This is a genomic window from Stakelama marina, from assembly GCF_018122655.1.
GTDB lineage: Bacteria > Pseudomonadota > Alphaproteobacteria > Sphingomonadales > Sphingomonadaceae > Sphingomonas > Sphingomonas marina.
Window position 1 is genome coordinate 558547 of record NZ_JAGRQC010000002.1, and the last position, 16017, is coordinate 574563.

A 16017-nucleotide genomic window follows, 5' to 3' on the forward strand; every position below is an offset into this window, starting at 1 on the left:
GAGCCCTTCTACGCCGTCACACGGCGACCTTGGTTACAAAGTCGCTCGCGCGGCCCTTCAGCGTTGCGAGTTCGTTGTCGAGCACCGCAAAGCCCTCGCCGACGCTGTCGATTTCCGACGCGACGCTTTCGGTGTCCTCCCGGATCGCGGCAATCGTCGTCGACATCGAATCGGCGGCGAGCGCGGTTTCGTCGACCGCCGCGGTAATCGCGGTGACGGTCTGCGCCTGCGCTTCCATCGCGCCGCGGATCCGGTCAGCCGATTGCTGCACCTCGGTCACCGTGGTTCGGATCGAGGCGTTGGTTTCCACGGTCGATTTGGTCGCCGCCTGGATCGCGGCGATCTTTGCGGCGATATCGTCGGTCGCGCGCGCAGTCTGGTTGGCGAGGCTCTTCACCTCCTGCGCCACCACAGCGAAGCCGCGCCCCGCATCGCCCGCGCGCGCCGCCTCGATCGTGGCGTTGAGCGCAAGCAGATTGGTCTGGCCGGCAATGTCGCGGATCAGTCCGAGGATCGATTCGATCGACTTGGCATGATCCGAAAGCGCTTCCGACACACCGACCGCCTCGCCCGCCTGGGTCGAAGCGCGGTTGGCGATTTCAGCGGCGATCTCCACCTCGCTACGTGCGTCCTCGATCGCGCGAATCAGCCCTGCCGCGGTCTGAGCGGCTTCGCGCATCGCCACCGCCGACTGTTCGGCGGCCGCCGCGACCTCCGACGTCTTGCCGAGCATTCCGCGCGCCGAGGCAGATGTCTGGCCCGCCTGCGAACGCAGCGTCTCGCCCTCATGCGAGGCGCGCTCGACGGTCAGGCCGATACTGTCGCGGAAGTCATTGGCCAGCCGATCGCGCGCCACCTGTGCCGAATATTCGCGATAATCATTGTACAGCGCCACGGTGATGTCGCCTTCGAGCGCAGACAGCCGCATCAGCGTATCGATCAGGCCGTTGAGTCGCGGATCGTCGCGCTCGACCTTGTCCATCAGGATATCGAGCGCCGCGCGGTCGCTGGCGCTGATCATCGACAGCAGCGCCATCGGCGGGATATTTTCGGCATAGGCGGCCGCCACCGATCGTTCGATCGATTCGACCCAGGCGCGCCCGCTCGTATCGAGAAAACGGTTGCGCAGGAACGCGCAGCCAAGGTCGATCATCTTTTCGGTTTCGTGCGGCGCCCATTCGCTTTCATCGGCGAAGCAGCGCAGCCATTGCTGCCAATAGGCTTCGGACACCGCCCGGCATTCGGGTTCCAGAATGTCCCATGCCTCGCGCGCCTGACGCGTCAGCTGGCCTTCGAAGTCAAAGATCTTCAGCCGCGCACCGAGATCGATCTCGGCGCTGAGCTTCCCGATCGGCGGCAGATCCTTTTTTGCTGGTAGCGACACGTATTGCGACCCCCGAAAACCTGGAATTGATTCCTTGATCGCCATTTCTATCGCGCCAGAAGTTAAGGCGTGGTTAGCCAAAGCCGAGCCGATCCACTTGCATCCGCGCGCATGGCGCGTAAGTAGCACGCACCCGCGAAAGGAAACCGTTTTGGCTACAGCACCTTCGAAATCGCGCCCGCTATCCCCGCATCTGGGCATCTACAAATGGGGACCGCACATGCTGGTCTCCATCCTTCACCGCGCGACCGGCGACGGCATGGCGCTGATCGGTACGGTGCTGACGATATGGTGGCTGGCCGCCGCGGCGGGCGGCGAGGCGAGCTATAACGCCTTTATCGACCTGTTCACGCTCGACAGCGGTGCGTTCAACGTGGTCGGCTACATCGTCGGGATCGGGCTGACGCTGTCCTTCTTCCAGCATCTGGCGAGCGGGATTCGCCATTTCGTGCTCGATACCGGCGCGGGTTACGAGCTGAAGACGAACAAGAGCTGGGCGATCGTCACGATCGTCTTCTCGATCCTCGCGACCGCGGCCTTCTGGGCCTTTCTGATCTGGGGCAAATAACATGGGCACAGGAACCGAACTCGGCCGCGTTCGCGGATTGGGATCAGCGCGCGAGGGCACGCATCACTGGTGGCACCAGCGGCTGACCGCCGGCGCCAACCTGATCCTGATGCTGTGGTTTATCGCCTCGGTCGCGCGCCTGCCGGGACATGACTATGCCACGGTCACGGCGTGGCTGTCCTCGGGCTGGGCAGCGATCCCGATGATCTTGCTGATCGCCAGCGTCTTCTATCATGCGCGGCTCGGGCTGCAGGTGCTGATCGAGGACTATGTCCACGACCACAAGCAGTTCGTGTTGATGGTGCTGCTCAACGCCTTCACCATCGCCGGCGCAGCCATCGGCATCTTTTCCGTTCTTCGAATCGCATTCACCGGAGCACCCGCATAATGGCCGACAGCCAAGCCACAGAGGCCTACAAGATCATCGACCACACCTATGACACGGTGGTGATCGGCGCCGGCGGATCGGGCCTGCGCGCGACGATGGGTTCGGCCGAAGCCGGGTTCAAGACGGCCAATATCTCCAAGGTCTTTCCCACGCGCAGCCACACCGTCGCCGCGCAGGGCGGGATCGCCGCGTCGCTGGGCAACAACACGCCCGATCACTGGTCGTGGCACATGTACGATACCGTCAAGGGATCGGACTGGCTGGGCGACCAGGACGCGATCGAATATCTGTGCCGCGAAGCGCCGCAGGCGGTCTATGAGCTTGAACATGCCGGCGTGCCGTTCAGCCGCAACGACAATGGCACCATCTATCAGCGCCCGTTCGGCGGCCATATGCAGAATATGGGCAAGGGCCCTCCGGTACAGCGCACCTGCGCCGCGGCCGACCGTACCGGCCATGCGATGCTCCACGCGCTCTATCAGCAGAGCCTGAAATACGACGCCGATTTCTTCATCGAATATTTCGCGCTCGACCTCATCATGGAGGACGGCAAGTGCCGCGGCGTCATCGCGCTGTGCCTCGATGACGGGTCGATCCACCGCTTCCGCGCGCACGCCGTCGTGCTCGCGACCGGCGGCTATGGCCGCACATTCCAGTCGGCGACCTCTGCGCACACCTGCACCGGCGACGGCAACGCGATGTGCCTGCGCGCCGGAATCGCGCTGCAGGATATGGAATTCATCCAGTTCCACCCGACCGGCATCTACGGCGCGGGCGTGCTCATTACCGAGGGCGCACGCGGCGAAGGCGGCTATCTGACCAACTCGGAAGGCGAGCGCTTCATGGAGCGCTATGCCCCGTCCGCCAAGGACCTCGCCAGCCGCGACGTCGTGTCGCGGTCGATGGCGATGGAAATCCGCGAGGGCCGCGGCGTCGGAAAGGAAAAGGACCACATCTTCCTGCACCTCGATCACATCGATCCGAAGGTGCTGCACGAACGCCTGCCCGGCATTACCGAGACCGGCAAGATTTTCGCGGGCGTCGACCTGACGCGCAAGCCTTTGCCGGTGGTGCCGACGGTACATTACAATATGGGCGGCATCCCGACCAATTATCACGGCGAGGTCGTCCATCTGAAGGACGGCAACCCCGATGCGGTCGTCCCCGGCCTGTTCGCGGTGGGCGAAGCCGCCTGCGTGTCGGTGCACGGCGCCAACCGGCTCGGCTCCAACTCGCTGATCGACCTCGTGGTGTTCGGCCGCGCGACCGGCCTGCGCCTGAAGGAAACGTTGAAGCCCGGCACCGCGCATGATCCGCTGCCCAAGGGGTCGGAGGAAATGGCGCTGACCCGGCTCGACCATTTCCGCAATGCCGATGGCGGCTCGCCGACCGCCGAAATCCGTTCGAAGATGCAAAAGACGATGCAGAAGCATTGCGCGGTGTTCCGCACCGACGAGCTGATGCAGGAAGGCATCAAGGAGATCGACAAGATCTATGCCGGCATGCAGGACGTCCATGTCAGCGACCGTTCGCTGATCTGGAACACCGACCTCGTTGAAACGCTCGAGCTCGACAACCTGCTCGCGCAGGCGATGGTGACGATCCGTTCGGCGGCCAACCGCAAGGAAAGCCGCGGCGCGCACAGCCACGAGGATTATCCCGAGCGCGACGACGCCAACTGGATGAAGCACACCGTCACCACCTTCGAAGGCTGGGGCGGCAAGGACGGCAAGGTCGCGATCGACTATCGCCCGGTCCACGACTACACGCTGACCGACGAGATCAGCTATATCGAGCCGAAGAAGCGGGTTTATTGATCTTGTACCGCCGGCCGACGCTTTTCGGTTGGACCATCATCGGGAGCGCCGCCGGTTTTATAATCGGTGGCGCTCTCCTTATTTGGGGCCTGACGCTGCCGCCATATTCTGACCACGCTTTGGCGATGCAGGAATGGAATAGCTGGTGCGCTGGCGGCACGAGCCGCGGAGCCGCGCAACAAGCGGCGGCCGATCGCTATTACGCGCTGATGACCTGGCGATATCCGCTGGTCGACACTGGCCTCAATCTGATTCTGGCCGCCTGCACTGTCGCGGGAATCGCCTATTCGCTTTGCATAACGAGGGCGGCCGCTTGGTCTTGGTTGCGGACGCCGAAGTCGAGATCTTCATTCGTGCTGATCGGGCTGGGGGTGCTTGCCCTGAATCTGATGGGTTGGTCGATCAGTCTATATGTTGACCTCGACCGCGTCATGTTTCCATGGTGCGCCGATTCGATCGGTATCCCGTTGGAGGGACTTGTGACCTTCACCATTGCGGCAGCAGCCGTGGTGGTGCCGCTGGGCATCTTGATCACGCAGCTGTTCGGCGAGCTTCCCGTCTCGTTACTATATTGGGATTCAGACCGACGCCTGCGTTCATGGGGTGTCACGATAGCTTTCATGCTGATCGCCGCGCCGCTTGCTTTGGCCGTGGCGATCCAGTTTCCGACGTCCAGCTATTTGTCGGTTTGCGGCGGAGTAGTCGCGCTATATCTTGCGGCCGCCACACGTGCCGCCTTGCTCGCGCCTCCCGCCCGTTCGGAGCCGACAGCGTAGCGCGGCGTTGTCCCGTCATGCCGTCGCCGTTTCTCGTTTATGCCGCGTTGCTGCTGATCCTGCTCGGCGGGGTCGCGACGCTTGTGTTCGGGTTGCGTCTGGCATGGAAAGCGCGGGGCTTGCGGGAACCGAATCGCGCCACGCCGGTTGCGCGCTCCATGGACCAGGAAACGCCGACGCCCGCCCAGACGCCCGCTCCCGCGCCCGATACGGCCGGCGGCGAGAGCAAGGCGAACCAGTATCCCCTTCTCGCCAGCCCGCATATCCATCTGTCGGGGCCGGTCGATCAGGCGATGTACCAGTCGTTCCGCGATCAGCTCGGCAATGCGCCGGCCGACGGCACGCTTGTCATCGCGATCTCGACGCTGGGCGGCGATCCGGAGGTTGCGCGGCTGATGGGCGACGAGGTGCGGCTGATGCGCGACTATACCGGCCGCGAGATCCTGTTCCTCGGCAAGGTCGCGGTCTATTCGGCGGGCGCGACCTTCATGGCCGCCTTTCCGGTCGACAAGCGTTTCCTGACCAAGGGAACGCGCATCATGATCCACGAGCGGCTGATTTCGAAGACGATCACCCTCAACGGGCCGCTGCGCACCTGCGTCGATACGCTGAAGGCAAATCTCCACGAGATCGAGCATTCGATCCGGATCGAGGAGGAGGGATTTCGCGACCTCGTCGCCGGGTCGAAGGTCGATTTCGAGGAGGTCCGCGAGCGCGCGCCCGAGAACTGGTACATCGACGCCGAGGAGGCGCGCGACAAGGGGCTGGTCCTCGACGTGATCTGAGGGGTTTGCGCGCAGCCGCCTGCTGGTCTATCGCGCTGCCGAGGTTGACCGGGAAGCGTGCGCGTCCCATGTCGAAGCCCAGTCGAAAGCACGGAAGAGACCATGGCCGAATTCACCCTGCCGAAGAACAGCGTCATCAAGAAGGGCAAGAACCACCCTGCCCCGGAAGGCGCCGAACGGGTGAAACGGTTCAAGATCTACCGCTACGATCCCGATTCGGGTGAAAATCCGCGCTACGACACCTTTACCGTCGATCTCGACGATTGCGGGCCGATGGTTCTCGACGCGCTCATCAAGATCAAGGGCGAGCAGGATTCGTCGCTGACCTTTCGCCGCTCGTGCCGCGAGGGCATTTGCGGGTCGTGCGCGATGAACCTGGACGGCAAGAACGGCCTTGCCTGCACCACCGCGATCGAGGACCTGAAGGGCGAAATCCGCATCACGCCGCTGCCGCACATGGCGGTCATCAAGGACCTCGTCCCCGATTTCACGCATTTCTACGCGCAATATGCCTCGATCCAGCCCTGGCTGAAGACCGTGACGCCGCCGCCGGCGGGCAAGGAACGGCTACAGTCGCCCGAACAGCGCGACAAGCTCGACGGCTTGTACGAGTGCATCCTGTGCGCATGCTGCTCGACCTCGTGCCCCAGCTATTGGTGGAATTCGGACAAGTTCCTCGGCCCTGCGATCCTGCTCCAGGCCTATCGCTGGCTCGCCGACAGCCGCGACGAGATGACCGGCGAGCGGCTCGACGAGCTCGAGGACCCGTTCCGCCTGTATCGTTGCCACACGATCATGAACTGCGCGAACACCTGCCCCAAGGGCCTGAACCCGGCCAAGGCGATCGCCGAAACCAAGAAGATGATGGTCGAACGCGCCGTCTGACGACGGCGATCACCGCATGGCAGAAGACGCAGCGCCGCCCAGCTTCGTTTACGAGGACCATCCCGACCTGCCGGGCTGGAAGCGCTGGCAGCTGAGCGACCCGAGCCGGTTCAATTCGATGCTCGGGCCGATGGCGGTGCGGATCGAGGGCAAGCTCGCGCGCGTCCGCATGACGCCCGAGCACAAGCATTCCAACCTGTCGAACAACGTCCATGGCGGCGCGCTGATGGGCTTTATCGATGTCGCGCTGTTCGCCGCCGGGCGTGGCTTCGGTATCCTGACCGCCGGTACCGCCGTGACGCTCGACCTGTCGGTGCAGTTCATCGGCGGCGCGCGAATCGGTGAGGATATCGAGGCGCGCGTCGAATTGCTGCGTGAGACCGGACGCCTACTCTTCCTGCGCGGGCTGATCGTACAGGGCGAGGACGGTGAAGACATCGCCGCCAGCTTTTCGGGAACGGTGCGGAAGCCTACCCGCAAGTGAAAGTCAGAAGAGTGACCGTTTCCTCTCCTGCCGTCATTCCCGCGAAGGCGGGAATCGATATTCTCGAATGCCGCGTTTCTCCGTCGGGCGTTGCGCGTCTGGCCCCGCGCCTGCGCAGGGATGACGACCCGAGCTTCGCTCACCACGGCACGCTGGCATGAGCGAACTCTACGCACGGTACGAAGCGCTCGTCGAGGCGGGCGAATTGAAGCCCGATGCCGAACAGGCAGCGGCGGCGAAGCGGCTCGAACAGCTCGCGCGCGAGCTCGAAGCATCGCCGCGTCGCGGCAGCATCCTGTGGCGCGCACTCGGCAAGGCGCCAGAGGCGCCGCGCGGGCTCTATCTCTGGGGCGGGGTCGGCCGCGGCAAATCGATGCTGATGGACCTGTTCTTCGAAAATCTTGCGATCCAGCGGAAACGCCGCGTCCATTTCCACGAATTCATGCTCGAAGTGCATGAACGCATCGCCGAGGAGCGCAAGAAGGAAGCGGGCAACCCGATCCCGCCGGTTGCCGCAGCGCTCACCGAGAATGTCCGCCTGCTCGCCTTTGACGAGATGGTCATCAACAATACCGCCGACGCAGCGGTGATGTCGCGGCTGTTCACAGAGATGATGGAACGCGGGCTGACGCTTGTCGCGACGTCGAACCGCCCCCCGCGCGACCTGTACAAGGACGGGCTCAACCGCAGCCTGTTCCTGCCCTTTATCGACCTGATCGAGGAGCGCATGGATGTCATGCCGCTCAACGGCCCGGTCGATTACCGGCTCGACCGGCTCGGCCGGATGGACACCTGGCTGGTGCCCAACGGACCGGAAGCGACACAGGAACTGTCCGACGCCTTTTTTCGCCTGACCGACTATCCGGTCGAGGACCGCGCGCATGTGCCGACCTGCGAGCTGAATGTCGGCGGCACGCGCGAAATGCATGTCCCCAAATGCCTGAAGGGCGTCGCGGTATTCAGTTTCAAACGGCTATGCGCAGAAGCGCGCGGATCGTCCGACTATCTGGCCATTGCGCGCCGTTTTCACACGGTCATCATCGTCGGTATTCCGCGACTCGGGCCGGAGAACCGCAACGAAGCAGCGCGGTTCGTGACGCTGATCGATGCGCTCTACGAACATAAGGTCAAGCTGCTCGCCGCCGCCGATGCCGCGCCCGAACATCTTTACGAGGAAGGCGACGGCAAGTTCGAATTCGAACGCACCGTGTCGCGCCTCAACGAGATGCGCTCGGACGAATATCTGGCCAAGGGGCATGGCGAGGGCGAACAGTCTGGACGCTGATACCGCTACCGCCTAGCCTCACCCCGACAAGAACAGGGAAAAGAGGGGGTCTGGCCTGATGCGAACCGCGATGCTCGTCGCCGCACTCATGACGGTTTTCAGTGCGCAACCGGGGCTTGCGCAGGAAAGTTCACCGCCCAGGATAGCGCCGGTTCTCGCCGCCGCCGACCTTCGTCCCGCCCGGGACCTGTCCGGGCCGTGGCACATGTCGATCGACCCCTATCGCGACGGCATGGCCGGCTTTCACGGCGGGAAGCCCGCCATGTCGAGCAGGCGCTATGCCGATATCGATATTGCCGAGACCGAACGCCGCGACGGCAGCGCATTGTTCGAACAGGATCTCGGTCGCTCGCCCGTCGTCACGCTGCCGCAGTCCTGGCTGACCCAGTCGGCGGAGATGCGCCACTATCAGGGGCTGGTCTGGTATCAGCGCCATTTCGATGCGCACCCCCAGCCCGGCAAGCGCGTCTTCCTGCATTTCGGCGCCGCCAACTATGCCGCGCATGTCTATCTGAACGGCGAACATGTCGGCGAACATCGCGGCGGTTTCACACCCTTTGCCTTCGACGTGACCGACCTGCTGCGCGACGGCGACAACCAGATCACCGTCGGCGTCGATTCGCAGCGCGGCGATAAAGATGTGCCCCCGCCCGTCACCGACTGGGAAACCTATGGCGGCATCACCCGCGCGGTGACGCTCATCACGGTGCCCGAAACCTATGTCGACGATGCGTGGGTCCGGTTGACCCGCGACGGGCGGATCGTCGCCAGCGGCACGCTCGACGGCCCGGCCGCCGCCAATCGCGCGGTGCGGATCGCGGTTGGCGGCCTCGGCCTGACCATGACCGCGCGCAGCGACGCGCAAGGCAATTGGAGCGCCGACGCGCCCGCGCCCGCGGGGCTGAAACGCTGGTCGCCGCAATCGCCGACGCTCTACGATGTCCGCGTGACCGCGGGCGACGATGTCTGGCACGACCAAGTGGGCTTTCGCACCGTCTCCGTCGATGGCGATCGCATCCTGCTGAACGGCAAGTCCGTTTTCCTGCGCGGTATCTGCATCCATGAGGAGGAATTCGGCGCCGACCCCACGCGCGCGATCACGCCCGAAGCTGCGCGCGCGCTGCTGACCGAGGCGAAACAGGGCCTCCACGCCAATTATGTTCGCCTGGCGCATTATCCGCATTCGCCCGTGATGACGCGCATGGCCGACAAGCTTGGCCTGCTCGTCTGGAGCGAGATTCCGGTCTATTGGCGGGTCGCGTTCGACGACGCCGACACCTTGAAACAGGCACGCACGATGCTCGCCGAGAATATTCTTCGCGACCGCGACCGTGCCTCGATCATCCTGTGGAGCGTCGGCAATGAAACGCCGGTCAGCGATGCGCGCACGCATTTCCTGACGACGCTCGCATCCGATGCGCGGCGGCTCGACGGAACGCGCCTGATCTCCGCAGCGCTTCTCAGCCACCGGGAGAAGCGCGACGGCGTCGATACCGTCGTGATCGACGACCCGCTGATCCCCGCGCTCGATGTGATGGCGGTGAACACCTATAACGGCTGGTACGGCGACGACAGCCTGGCGTCGCTGCCATCGATCGCCTGGGCATCCAAATATCGCAAGCCGCTCATCTTCTCCGAACTCGGTGCGGCGGCGAAAGCGGGCTTTCACGACCCGACGGCGACGCACAAATTCTCCGAGGAGTATCAGGCCGAATATTATCGGCAGACGCTAAAGATGGCGGAGAAGGTCCCGTTCCTGCGCGGAATGTCGCCCTGGATCCTGAAGGATTTCCGGTCTCCGCGCCGCCAGCACCCTATTTATCAGCAAGGCTGGAACCGAAAGGGGCTCGAATCTGAAACCGGACGGCGCAAACAGGCGTTCGACGTGTTGGCAGATCAATATCTGCGCTGGACCGACGCCCCGCCGGGTGCCGATCGCTAGCTGCACGCCGCTTTATTGCAATTGCTTCGCAACTGCAAAGAAAGCGCTTAACCTTTGCGTGTTAGCGGTTGCCCCGCGGCGGCAAAGCGCCTAAGCCGCGCAACGTTTCGCGCCTGGGCGCTCGAGTCCGACGCACCGGATAGAGGAGATATCATGGCTCGCAAGAAGATCGCGCTGATCGGTTCCGGCATGATCGGCGGCACGCTCGCCCATCTCGCCGCGATGAAGGAACTGGGCGACATCGTCCTGTTCGACATCGCCGAAGGAATGCCGCAGGGCAAGGCGCTCGATCTGGCGCAGGCCGGCCCGCCCGAAGGCTTCGACGCCGATCTGAAGGGCGCGAACGACTATGCCGACATCGAAGGCGCCGACGTCTGCATCGTCACCGCCGGCGTTCCCCGCAAGCCGGGCATGAGCCGCGACGACCTTCTCGAAATCAACCTGAAGGTCATGAAGTCGGTCGGCGAAGGCATCGCCAAATATGCGCCCGATGCGTTCGTCATCTGCATCACCAACCCGCTCGACGCGATGGTCTGGGCGCTGCGTGAATTTTCCGGACTGCCGCACCAGAAGGTCGTCGGCATGGCGGGGGTGCTCGATTCGAGCCGCTTCCGCCACTTCCTTGCCGAGGAATTCGACGTCTCGGTCGAAGACGTCACCGCGTTCGTGCTCGGCGGGCACGGCGACACGATGGTCCCGGTTGTCGAATATTCGACCGTCGCCGGCATCCCGGTTCCCGATCTCATCAAGATGGGCTGGTCGACGCAGGAGCGTATCGATCAGATCGTCGACCGCACGCGCAACGGCGGTGGCGAGATTGTCGGCCTGTTGAAGACCGGCAGCGCCTTCTACGCACCGGCCACATCGGCGATCGTGATGGCCGAGAGCTACATGAAGGACAAGAAGCGCCTGGTGCCCTGCGCCGCGCACCTCACCGGCCAGTACGGCGTCGACAATCTGTATGTCGGCGTTCCGATCGTGATCGGCGCGAACGGCGTCGAGCGCGTGGTCGAGATCGAACTGAACGAAACCGCCAAGGCCAACTTCCAGACCTCGGTCGACGCGGTGAAGGAGCTGCTGGTCGCATGCAAGTCGATCGACCAATCGCTCGCATGAGCCGTTCGGCGCTTGCGCTGGTGCTGGGTGTCGCCGTCGCGGCGACGCCGGCACTTGCGCAGCACCGTCCCGGCGGCAAGCAGGGCAAGCGACCGGCGGCCGAATCGGCACCGGCCCCGCAACCGATGCCCGAAGATCCTCTCGCGCCGATGACGATCTTCAACGCGATCTGCCATGGCGGCGGAATGCGGTTCAGCGCCGATCAGGCGAGCGCGGTGAAGATCGAACAGGTCGCGCCCGACGCGCTGCGCGCGCTTGCCGAGACGCTGGGCGCATCAGGGCGCAACATCGCCCCCGTCACCGCAGAACAGGCGCCGAACCCCATCTATTCGATCGAAAACGGCGCGACCTATCTGTTCGCCCCGACCGCCAAGCCGGTGGCGGGTGCGCCCGTGGCCGATTCGTGCCTCGTCGCATGGCGCGGCGGCGACGACGACTATCTGTCGGCGCGCAGGGTCCTGTTCCCCAATTCCACTGATATCGATCAGCCGCTGACGGCGCGGCCATCGGCGCATTTCAACGGCGCGATGTCCGCTTCGACGCAAAACGATGTCGAGACGCTGAACCTGGCGGCCTACAATGGATGGATCGTCCTTCGGTCCACGCCGCTCGCCAAGAAGCCCGCAACCCCCGAAACACCCGGAGCGCAATAAGCCAATGAGCATCCTCGTCGACAAGAATACCAAGGTCATCACCCAGGGCATGACGGGTGAAACCGGCAGCTTCCACACCAAGGCGGCGCTCGAATACGGCACGCAGATGGTCGGCGGCGTCACCCCCGGCAAGGGCGGGATGGAGCATCTCGGCCTGCCCGTGTTCGACACCGTCGCCGAAGCGAAGTCGAAGACCGGCGCCGATGCGAGCGTCATCTACGTTCCGCCGCCCTTCGCCGCCGATTCGATCCTCGAGGCGATCGACGCCGAAATCCCGCTGATCGTGTGCATTACCGAGGGCATCCCGGTGCTCGACATGGTCAAGGTCAAGCGCGCGCTTTCGGGTTCGAAGTCGCGGCTGATCGGCCCGAACTGCCCCGGCGTACTGACGCCCGGCGAATGCAAGATCGGCATCATGCCCGGCAGCATCTTTTCGAAGGGTTCGGTCGGCGTCGTTTCGCGTTCGGGCACGCTGACCTATGAGGCGGTGTTCCAGACGACCAACGCCGGCCTCGGCCAGACGACGGCCGTCGGCATCGGCGGCGATCCCGTCAACGGCACGAACTTCATCGACGTGCTCGAACTGTTCCTCGCCGACGATGCGACCGAATCGATCATCATGATCGGCGAGATCGGCGGATCGGCCGAGGAAGAAGCAGCGCAGTTCCTGAAGGACGAGGCGAAAAAGGGCCGCAAGAAGCCGATGGCCGGCTTCATCGCGGGCCGCACCGCCCCTCCGGGACGGCGCATGGGCCATGCCGGCGCGATCGTGTCGGGCGGCCAGGGCGGCGCCGAGGACAAGATTGCGGCGATGGAAGAAGCGGGTATCCGCGTCGCCGATTCGCCCAGCGAGCTCGGCACCACGCTCGTCGAGGTGCTCAAGGGCTGAACCAGTAACCGTCATTCCGGCAGCAGCCGGAATCTCCTGCCGCACGAGGCCCCGGCTTTTGCCGGGGTGACGATAGATTTGAAAGCGGTGCGAGGAATTTGGCCATGGGATATGAAGGCCCCAATTTCGCGGACATTGCCGGCGGCGTAAGCCCGGCGTTCGTCGAAACGCTCTACAAGAAGTACAAGACCGATCCGTCGGCGGTCGAACCCGGCTGGCGCGAATGGTTCGACGGGCTGGAAAATGCCGTGGACGGGCCGAGCTGGGGCAATCCCAACTGGCCGCCCAAGGACACCGACCAGCTTACCGCGGCGCTCGATCCGACGCAGATGGAGCCGGCGCCCCGTCCGCCCAAGCCGGGCAAGGGCACGCCCGCGCCAAGTGGCGGCGCAAAGCCGACGACCGACGACATCGCGAAGGCTGCGGGCGATTCGATCCGCGCGATGATGCTGATCCGCACCTACCGCGTGCGCGGTCACCTCGCCGCCAATCTCGATCCGCTGGGTCTGTCCAACCAGGACCTGCCCGAGGATCTGCGCACCGAATATCATGGCTTTCCCGACAGCGACATCGACCGCCCGGTCTATCTCGGCGGCGCGCTGGGTCTTGAAAGCGCGACGATCCGCGAGGTCGTCGACATTCTGCGTGCCAATTATTGCGGCAATGTCGGCCTTGAATACATGCACATCGCCGATGTCGAGGAACGCCGTTTCCTCCAGGAGCGCATGGAGGGCAAGGACAAGGCGATCGAATTCACGCCCGAGGGCAAGAAGGCGATCCTGTCCAAGGTGATCGAAGCCGAGCAGTGGGAAAAATTCCTCGGCAAGAAATATGTCGGCACCAAGCGCTTCGGCCTCGACGGCGGCGAGGCGATGATCCCGGCGCTTGAGGCGGTCATCAAATATGGCGGCCAGTACGGCGTTCGCGAGATCGTCTATGGCATGGCGCATCGCGGCCGCCTGAACGTGCTCGCCAATGTCATGGCGAAGCCGTTCCGCGTGATCTTCCACGAATTTTCCGGCGGTTCGGCCAATCCGGAGGATGTCGGCGGTTCGGGCGACGTCAAATATCACCTCGGCACCAGCACCGACCGCGAGTTCGACGGAATCAACGTCCATATGTCGCTGGTCGCCAACCCCTCTCACCTCGAGGCGGTCGACCCGGTCGTGCTGGGCAAGACGCGCGCGATCCAAACGTTCCGCGGCGACCTCGCCGAGCACGAACAGGCGCTGCCCGTCCTGATCCACGGCGACGCCGCTTTTGCCGGCCAGGGCGTGGTCTGGGAATGCCTCGGCTTCTCCGGCGTGCGCGGATACAATACCGGCGGCTGCATCCACTTCGTCATCAACAACCAGATCGGCTTCACGACGAGCCCGCAATTCGCGCGTTCCTCGCCCTATCCGTCGGATGTGGCGAAGGGCGTCCAGGCGCCGATCTTCCACGTCAATGGCGACGATCCCGAGGCCGTCACCTTTGCGTGCAAGATGGCGATCGAGTTCCGCCAGCGGTTCAAGCGCGACATCGTCATCGACATGTGGTGCTATCGCCGCTTCGGCCATAACGAGGGCGACGAGCCGAGCTTCACCCAGCCGCTGATGTATGCCGCGATCAAGAAGCATCCGGCGGTGAGCAAGGTCTATGGCGACCGCCTGATCGAACAGGGCGTGATCGACCAGGCCTTCCTGAACGACAAGGTGAAGGAATTCACCGAGCTTCTCGACGGCGAATTTTCCGCCGGCGAAAGCTACACGCCGAACAAGGCCGACTGGTTCGCCGGTCGCTGGTCGGGGCTGAGCGTACCCGTCGACACCGAAGGTGCGCGGCGCAACGTCGAAACCAGCATCGACAAGAAGCTGTTCACCTCGCTCGGCCGCAAGCTGACCGAGATTCCCGACACGCTCAACCCGCACAAGACGCTGGGCCGCGTACTCGACGCAAAACGCAAGATGTTCGACACCGGCGAGAATTTTGACTGGGCGACCGGCGAAGCGCTGGCGTTCGGCGCGTTGCTGTCGGAAGGCTATGGCGTCCGCCTGTCGGGTCAGGATTCGGGCCGCGGCACCTTTTCGCAGCGCCATGCGGTCTGGGTCGATCAGAAGGACGGCCACCGCTACGTGCCGCTCGACGAAATCGAGCATGGCCGGTTCGAGGTGCTCGACAGCCCGCTTTCCGAATACGGCGTCCTCGGCTTCGAATATGGCTATGCGCTCGCCGACCCGAAGACGCTGGTGCTGTGGGAAGCGCAATTCGGCGACTTCGCCAACGGCGCGCAGATCATGATCGACCAGTTCATCGCGTCGGGCGAGGCGAAGTGGCTGCGCGCCAACGGCCTCGTGCTGCTGCTGCCGCACGGCTATGAGGGTCAGGGTCCCGAGCACAGCTCGGCACGGCTCGAACGCTATCTGCAGCTCTGCGCGCAGGATAATATGCAGGTTGCGAACTGCACGACGCCGGCCAATTATTTCCACCTGCTGCGCCGGCAGATGCACCGCAATTTCCGCAAGCCGCTCGTCATCATGACGCCCAAGTCGCTGCTGCGGCACAAGATGGCGGTGTCGAGCGCCGAGGACTTCCTGGGCGACAGCCATTTCCGCCGGCTTCTTTCGGACCCGTCGGCGCCTGCCGACAAGGAAACCAAGCGGCTGGTGCTGTGCTCGGGCAAGGTCGCTTACGACCTGATCGAGGCACGCGACGCGGCGGGCGACACAACCACCCAGATCGTTCGCGTCGAGCAGCTCTATCCCTTCCCGGGTGAGCCGCTGACCGCACGGTTGAAGAAGATGACCAACCTTGAAGAGGTTGTCTGGTGCCAGGAGGAGCCGAAGAACAACGGCGCCTGGTTCTTCGTCGAACCGCTGATCGAACAATGTCTCGCCGATGCCGGCGTGAAGCCGGCGCGCGCGACCTATGCCGGTCGTGCGGCGGCGGCGTCGCCCGCGACGGGCCTGATGAAGCGGCACCAGGCCGAACAGGGCGCATTGGTCGCCGACGCGCTGGGGCATAGCGTCAGAGAAGAGATCCGCAGGACACGGAAGGGCTGAATCC

The 16017-nt window shown here is 64.1% G+C and carries 15 protein-coding genes; 14 read left to right on the forward strand and 1 reads right to left on the reverse strand.

Annotated features, from left to right (window positions below; all coding sequences use genetic code 11):
- Positions 1-16 precede the first annotated feature (16 nt).
- Positions 17-1384, reverse strand: a complete 1368-nt coding sequence (locus tag J7S20_RS09150; protein WP_430980925.1) for a methyl-accepting chemotaxis protein — start codon at positions 1382-1384, stop codon at positions 17-19.
- Positions 1385-1535: 151 nt separating this feature from the next.
- On the opposite strand from J7S20_RS09150, the gene sdhC reads away from it, so the two are divergent.
- The 14 genes from sdhC (at position 1536) to J7S20_RS09220 (ending at position 16013) form a co-directional block, all read left to right on the forward strand.
- Positions 1536-1952 (forward strand): succinate dehydrogenase, cytochrome b556 subunit, encoded by a 417-nt coding sequence (gene sdhC, locus J7S20_RS09155; RefSeq protein WP_284053931.1) that lies wholly within the window; start codon positions 1536-1538, stop codon positions 1950-1952.
- 1 nt (position 1953) lies between these two features.
- Positions 1954-2340, forward strand: coding sequence for a succinate dehydrogenase, hydrophobic membrane anchor protein (sdhD, locus tag J7S20_RS09160; protein WP_284053932.1), 387 nt, complete (start codon positions 1954-1956; stop codon positions 2338-2340).
- Positions 2340-4157: a succinate dehydrogenase flavoprotein subunit gene (gene sdhA, locus J7S20_RS09165; protein ID WP_284053933.1), complete on the forward strand. Its 1818-nt coding sequence runs from the start codon at positions 2340-2342 to the stop codon at positions 4155-4157. Before sdhD ends, sdhA begins: the two co-directional genes overlap by 1 nt.
- Complete coding sequence (locus J7S20_RS09170) at positions 4154-4933, forward strand: hypothetical protein (RefSeq protein ID WP_284053934.1); 780 nt, start codon at positions 4154-4156, stop codon at positions 4931-4933. Before sdhA ends, J7S20_RS09170 begins: the two co-directional genes overlap by 4 nt.
- A 158-nt stretch (positions 4934-5091) precedes the next feature.
- Entirely contained in the window at positions 5092-5718 is a 627-nt protein-coding gene (locus J7S20_RS09175) for an ATP-dependent Clp protease proteolytic subunit (protein ID WP_430980929.1), read from the forward strand.
- Positions 5719-5820: 102 nt separating this feature from the next.
- The gene (locus tag J7S20_RS09180) at positions 5821-6603 is read left to right on the forward strand and encodes a succinate dehydrogenase iron-sulfur subunit (RefSeq protein ID WP_284053935.1); all 783 of its coding nucleotides are present in this window, start codon (positions 5821-5823) and stop codon (positions 6601-6603) included.
- Between the two features lie 16 nt (positions 6604-6619).
- The gene (locus J7S20_RS09185) at positions 6620-7087 is read left to right on the forward strand and encodes a PaaI family thioesterase (RefSeq protein ID WP_284053936.1); all 468 of its coding nucleotides are present in this window, start codon (positions 6620-6622) and stop codon (positions 7085-7087) included.
- A gap of 11 nt (positions 7088-7098) precedes the next feature.
- On the forward strand, positions 7099-7248 hold the full coding sequence (locus J7S20_RS09190; protein WP_284053937.1) for a hypothetical protein: 150 nt from the start codon (positions 7099-7101) through the stop codon (positions 7246-7248).
- A complete protein-coding gene (zapE, locus tag J7S20_RS09195; RefSeq protein WP_284053938.1) occupies positions 7245-8372 on the forward strand; it encodes a cell division protein ZapE in 1128 nt (375 codons plus the stop codon). Before J7S20_RS09190 ends, zapE begins: the two co-directional genes overlap by 4 nt.
- A 58-nt stretch (positions 8373-8430) precedes the next feature.
- On the forward strand, positions 8431-10314 hold the full coding sequence (locus J7S20_RS09200) for a glycoside hydrolase family 2 protein (RefSeq protein ID WP_284053939.1): 1884 nt from the start codon (positions 8431-8433) through the stop codon (positions 10312-10314).
- A 153-nt stretch (positions 10315-10467) separates the two neighbouring features.
- Complete coding sequence (mdh, locus tag J7S20_RS09205) at positions 10468-11430, forward strand: malate dehydrogenase (protein WP_284053940.1); 963 nt, start codon at positions 10468-10470, stop codon at positions 11428-11430.
- Positions 11427-12083, forward strand: a complete 657-nt coding sequence (locus J7S20_RS09210) for a hypothetical protein (protein ID WP_284053941.1) — start codon at positions 11427-11429, stop codon at positions 12081-12083. The genes mdh and J7S20_RS09210 overlap by 4 nt, the downstream gene beginning before the upstream one ends.
- 4 nt (positions 12084-12087) lie before the next feature.
- Entirely contained in the window at positions 12088-12972 is an 885-nt protein-coding gene (gene sucD / locus J7S20_RS09215) for a succinate--CoA ligase subunit alpha (protein ID WP_284053942.1), read from the forward strand.
- A gap of 104 nt (positions 12973-13076) precedes the next feature.
- On the forward strand, positions 13077-16013 hold the full coding sequence (locus tag J7S20_RS09220) for a 2-oxoglutarate dehydrogenase E1 component (RefSeq protein WP_284053943.1): 2937 nt from the start codon (positions 13077-13079) through the stop codon (positions 16011-16013).
- Positions 16014-16017 lie beyond the last annotated feature (4 nt).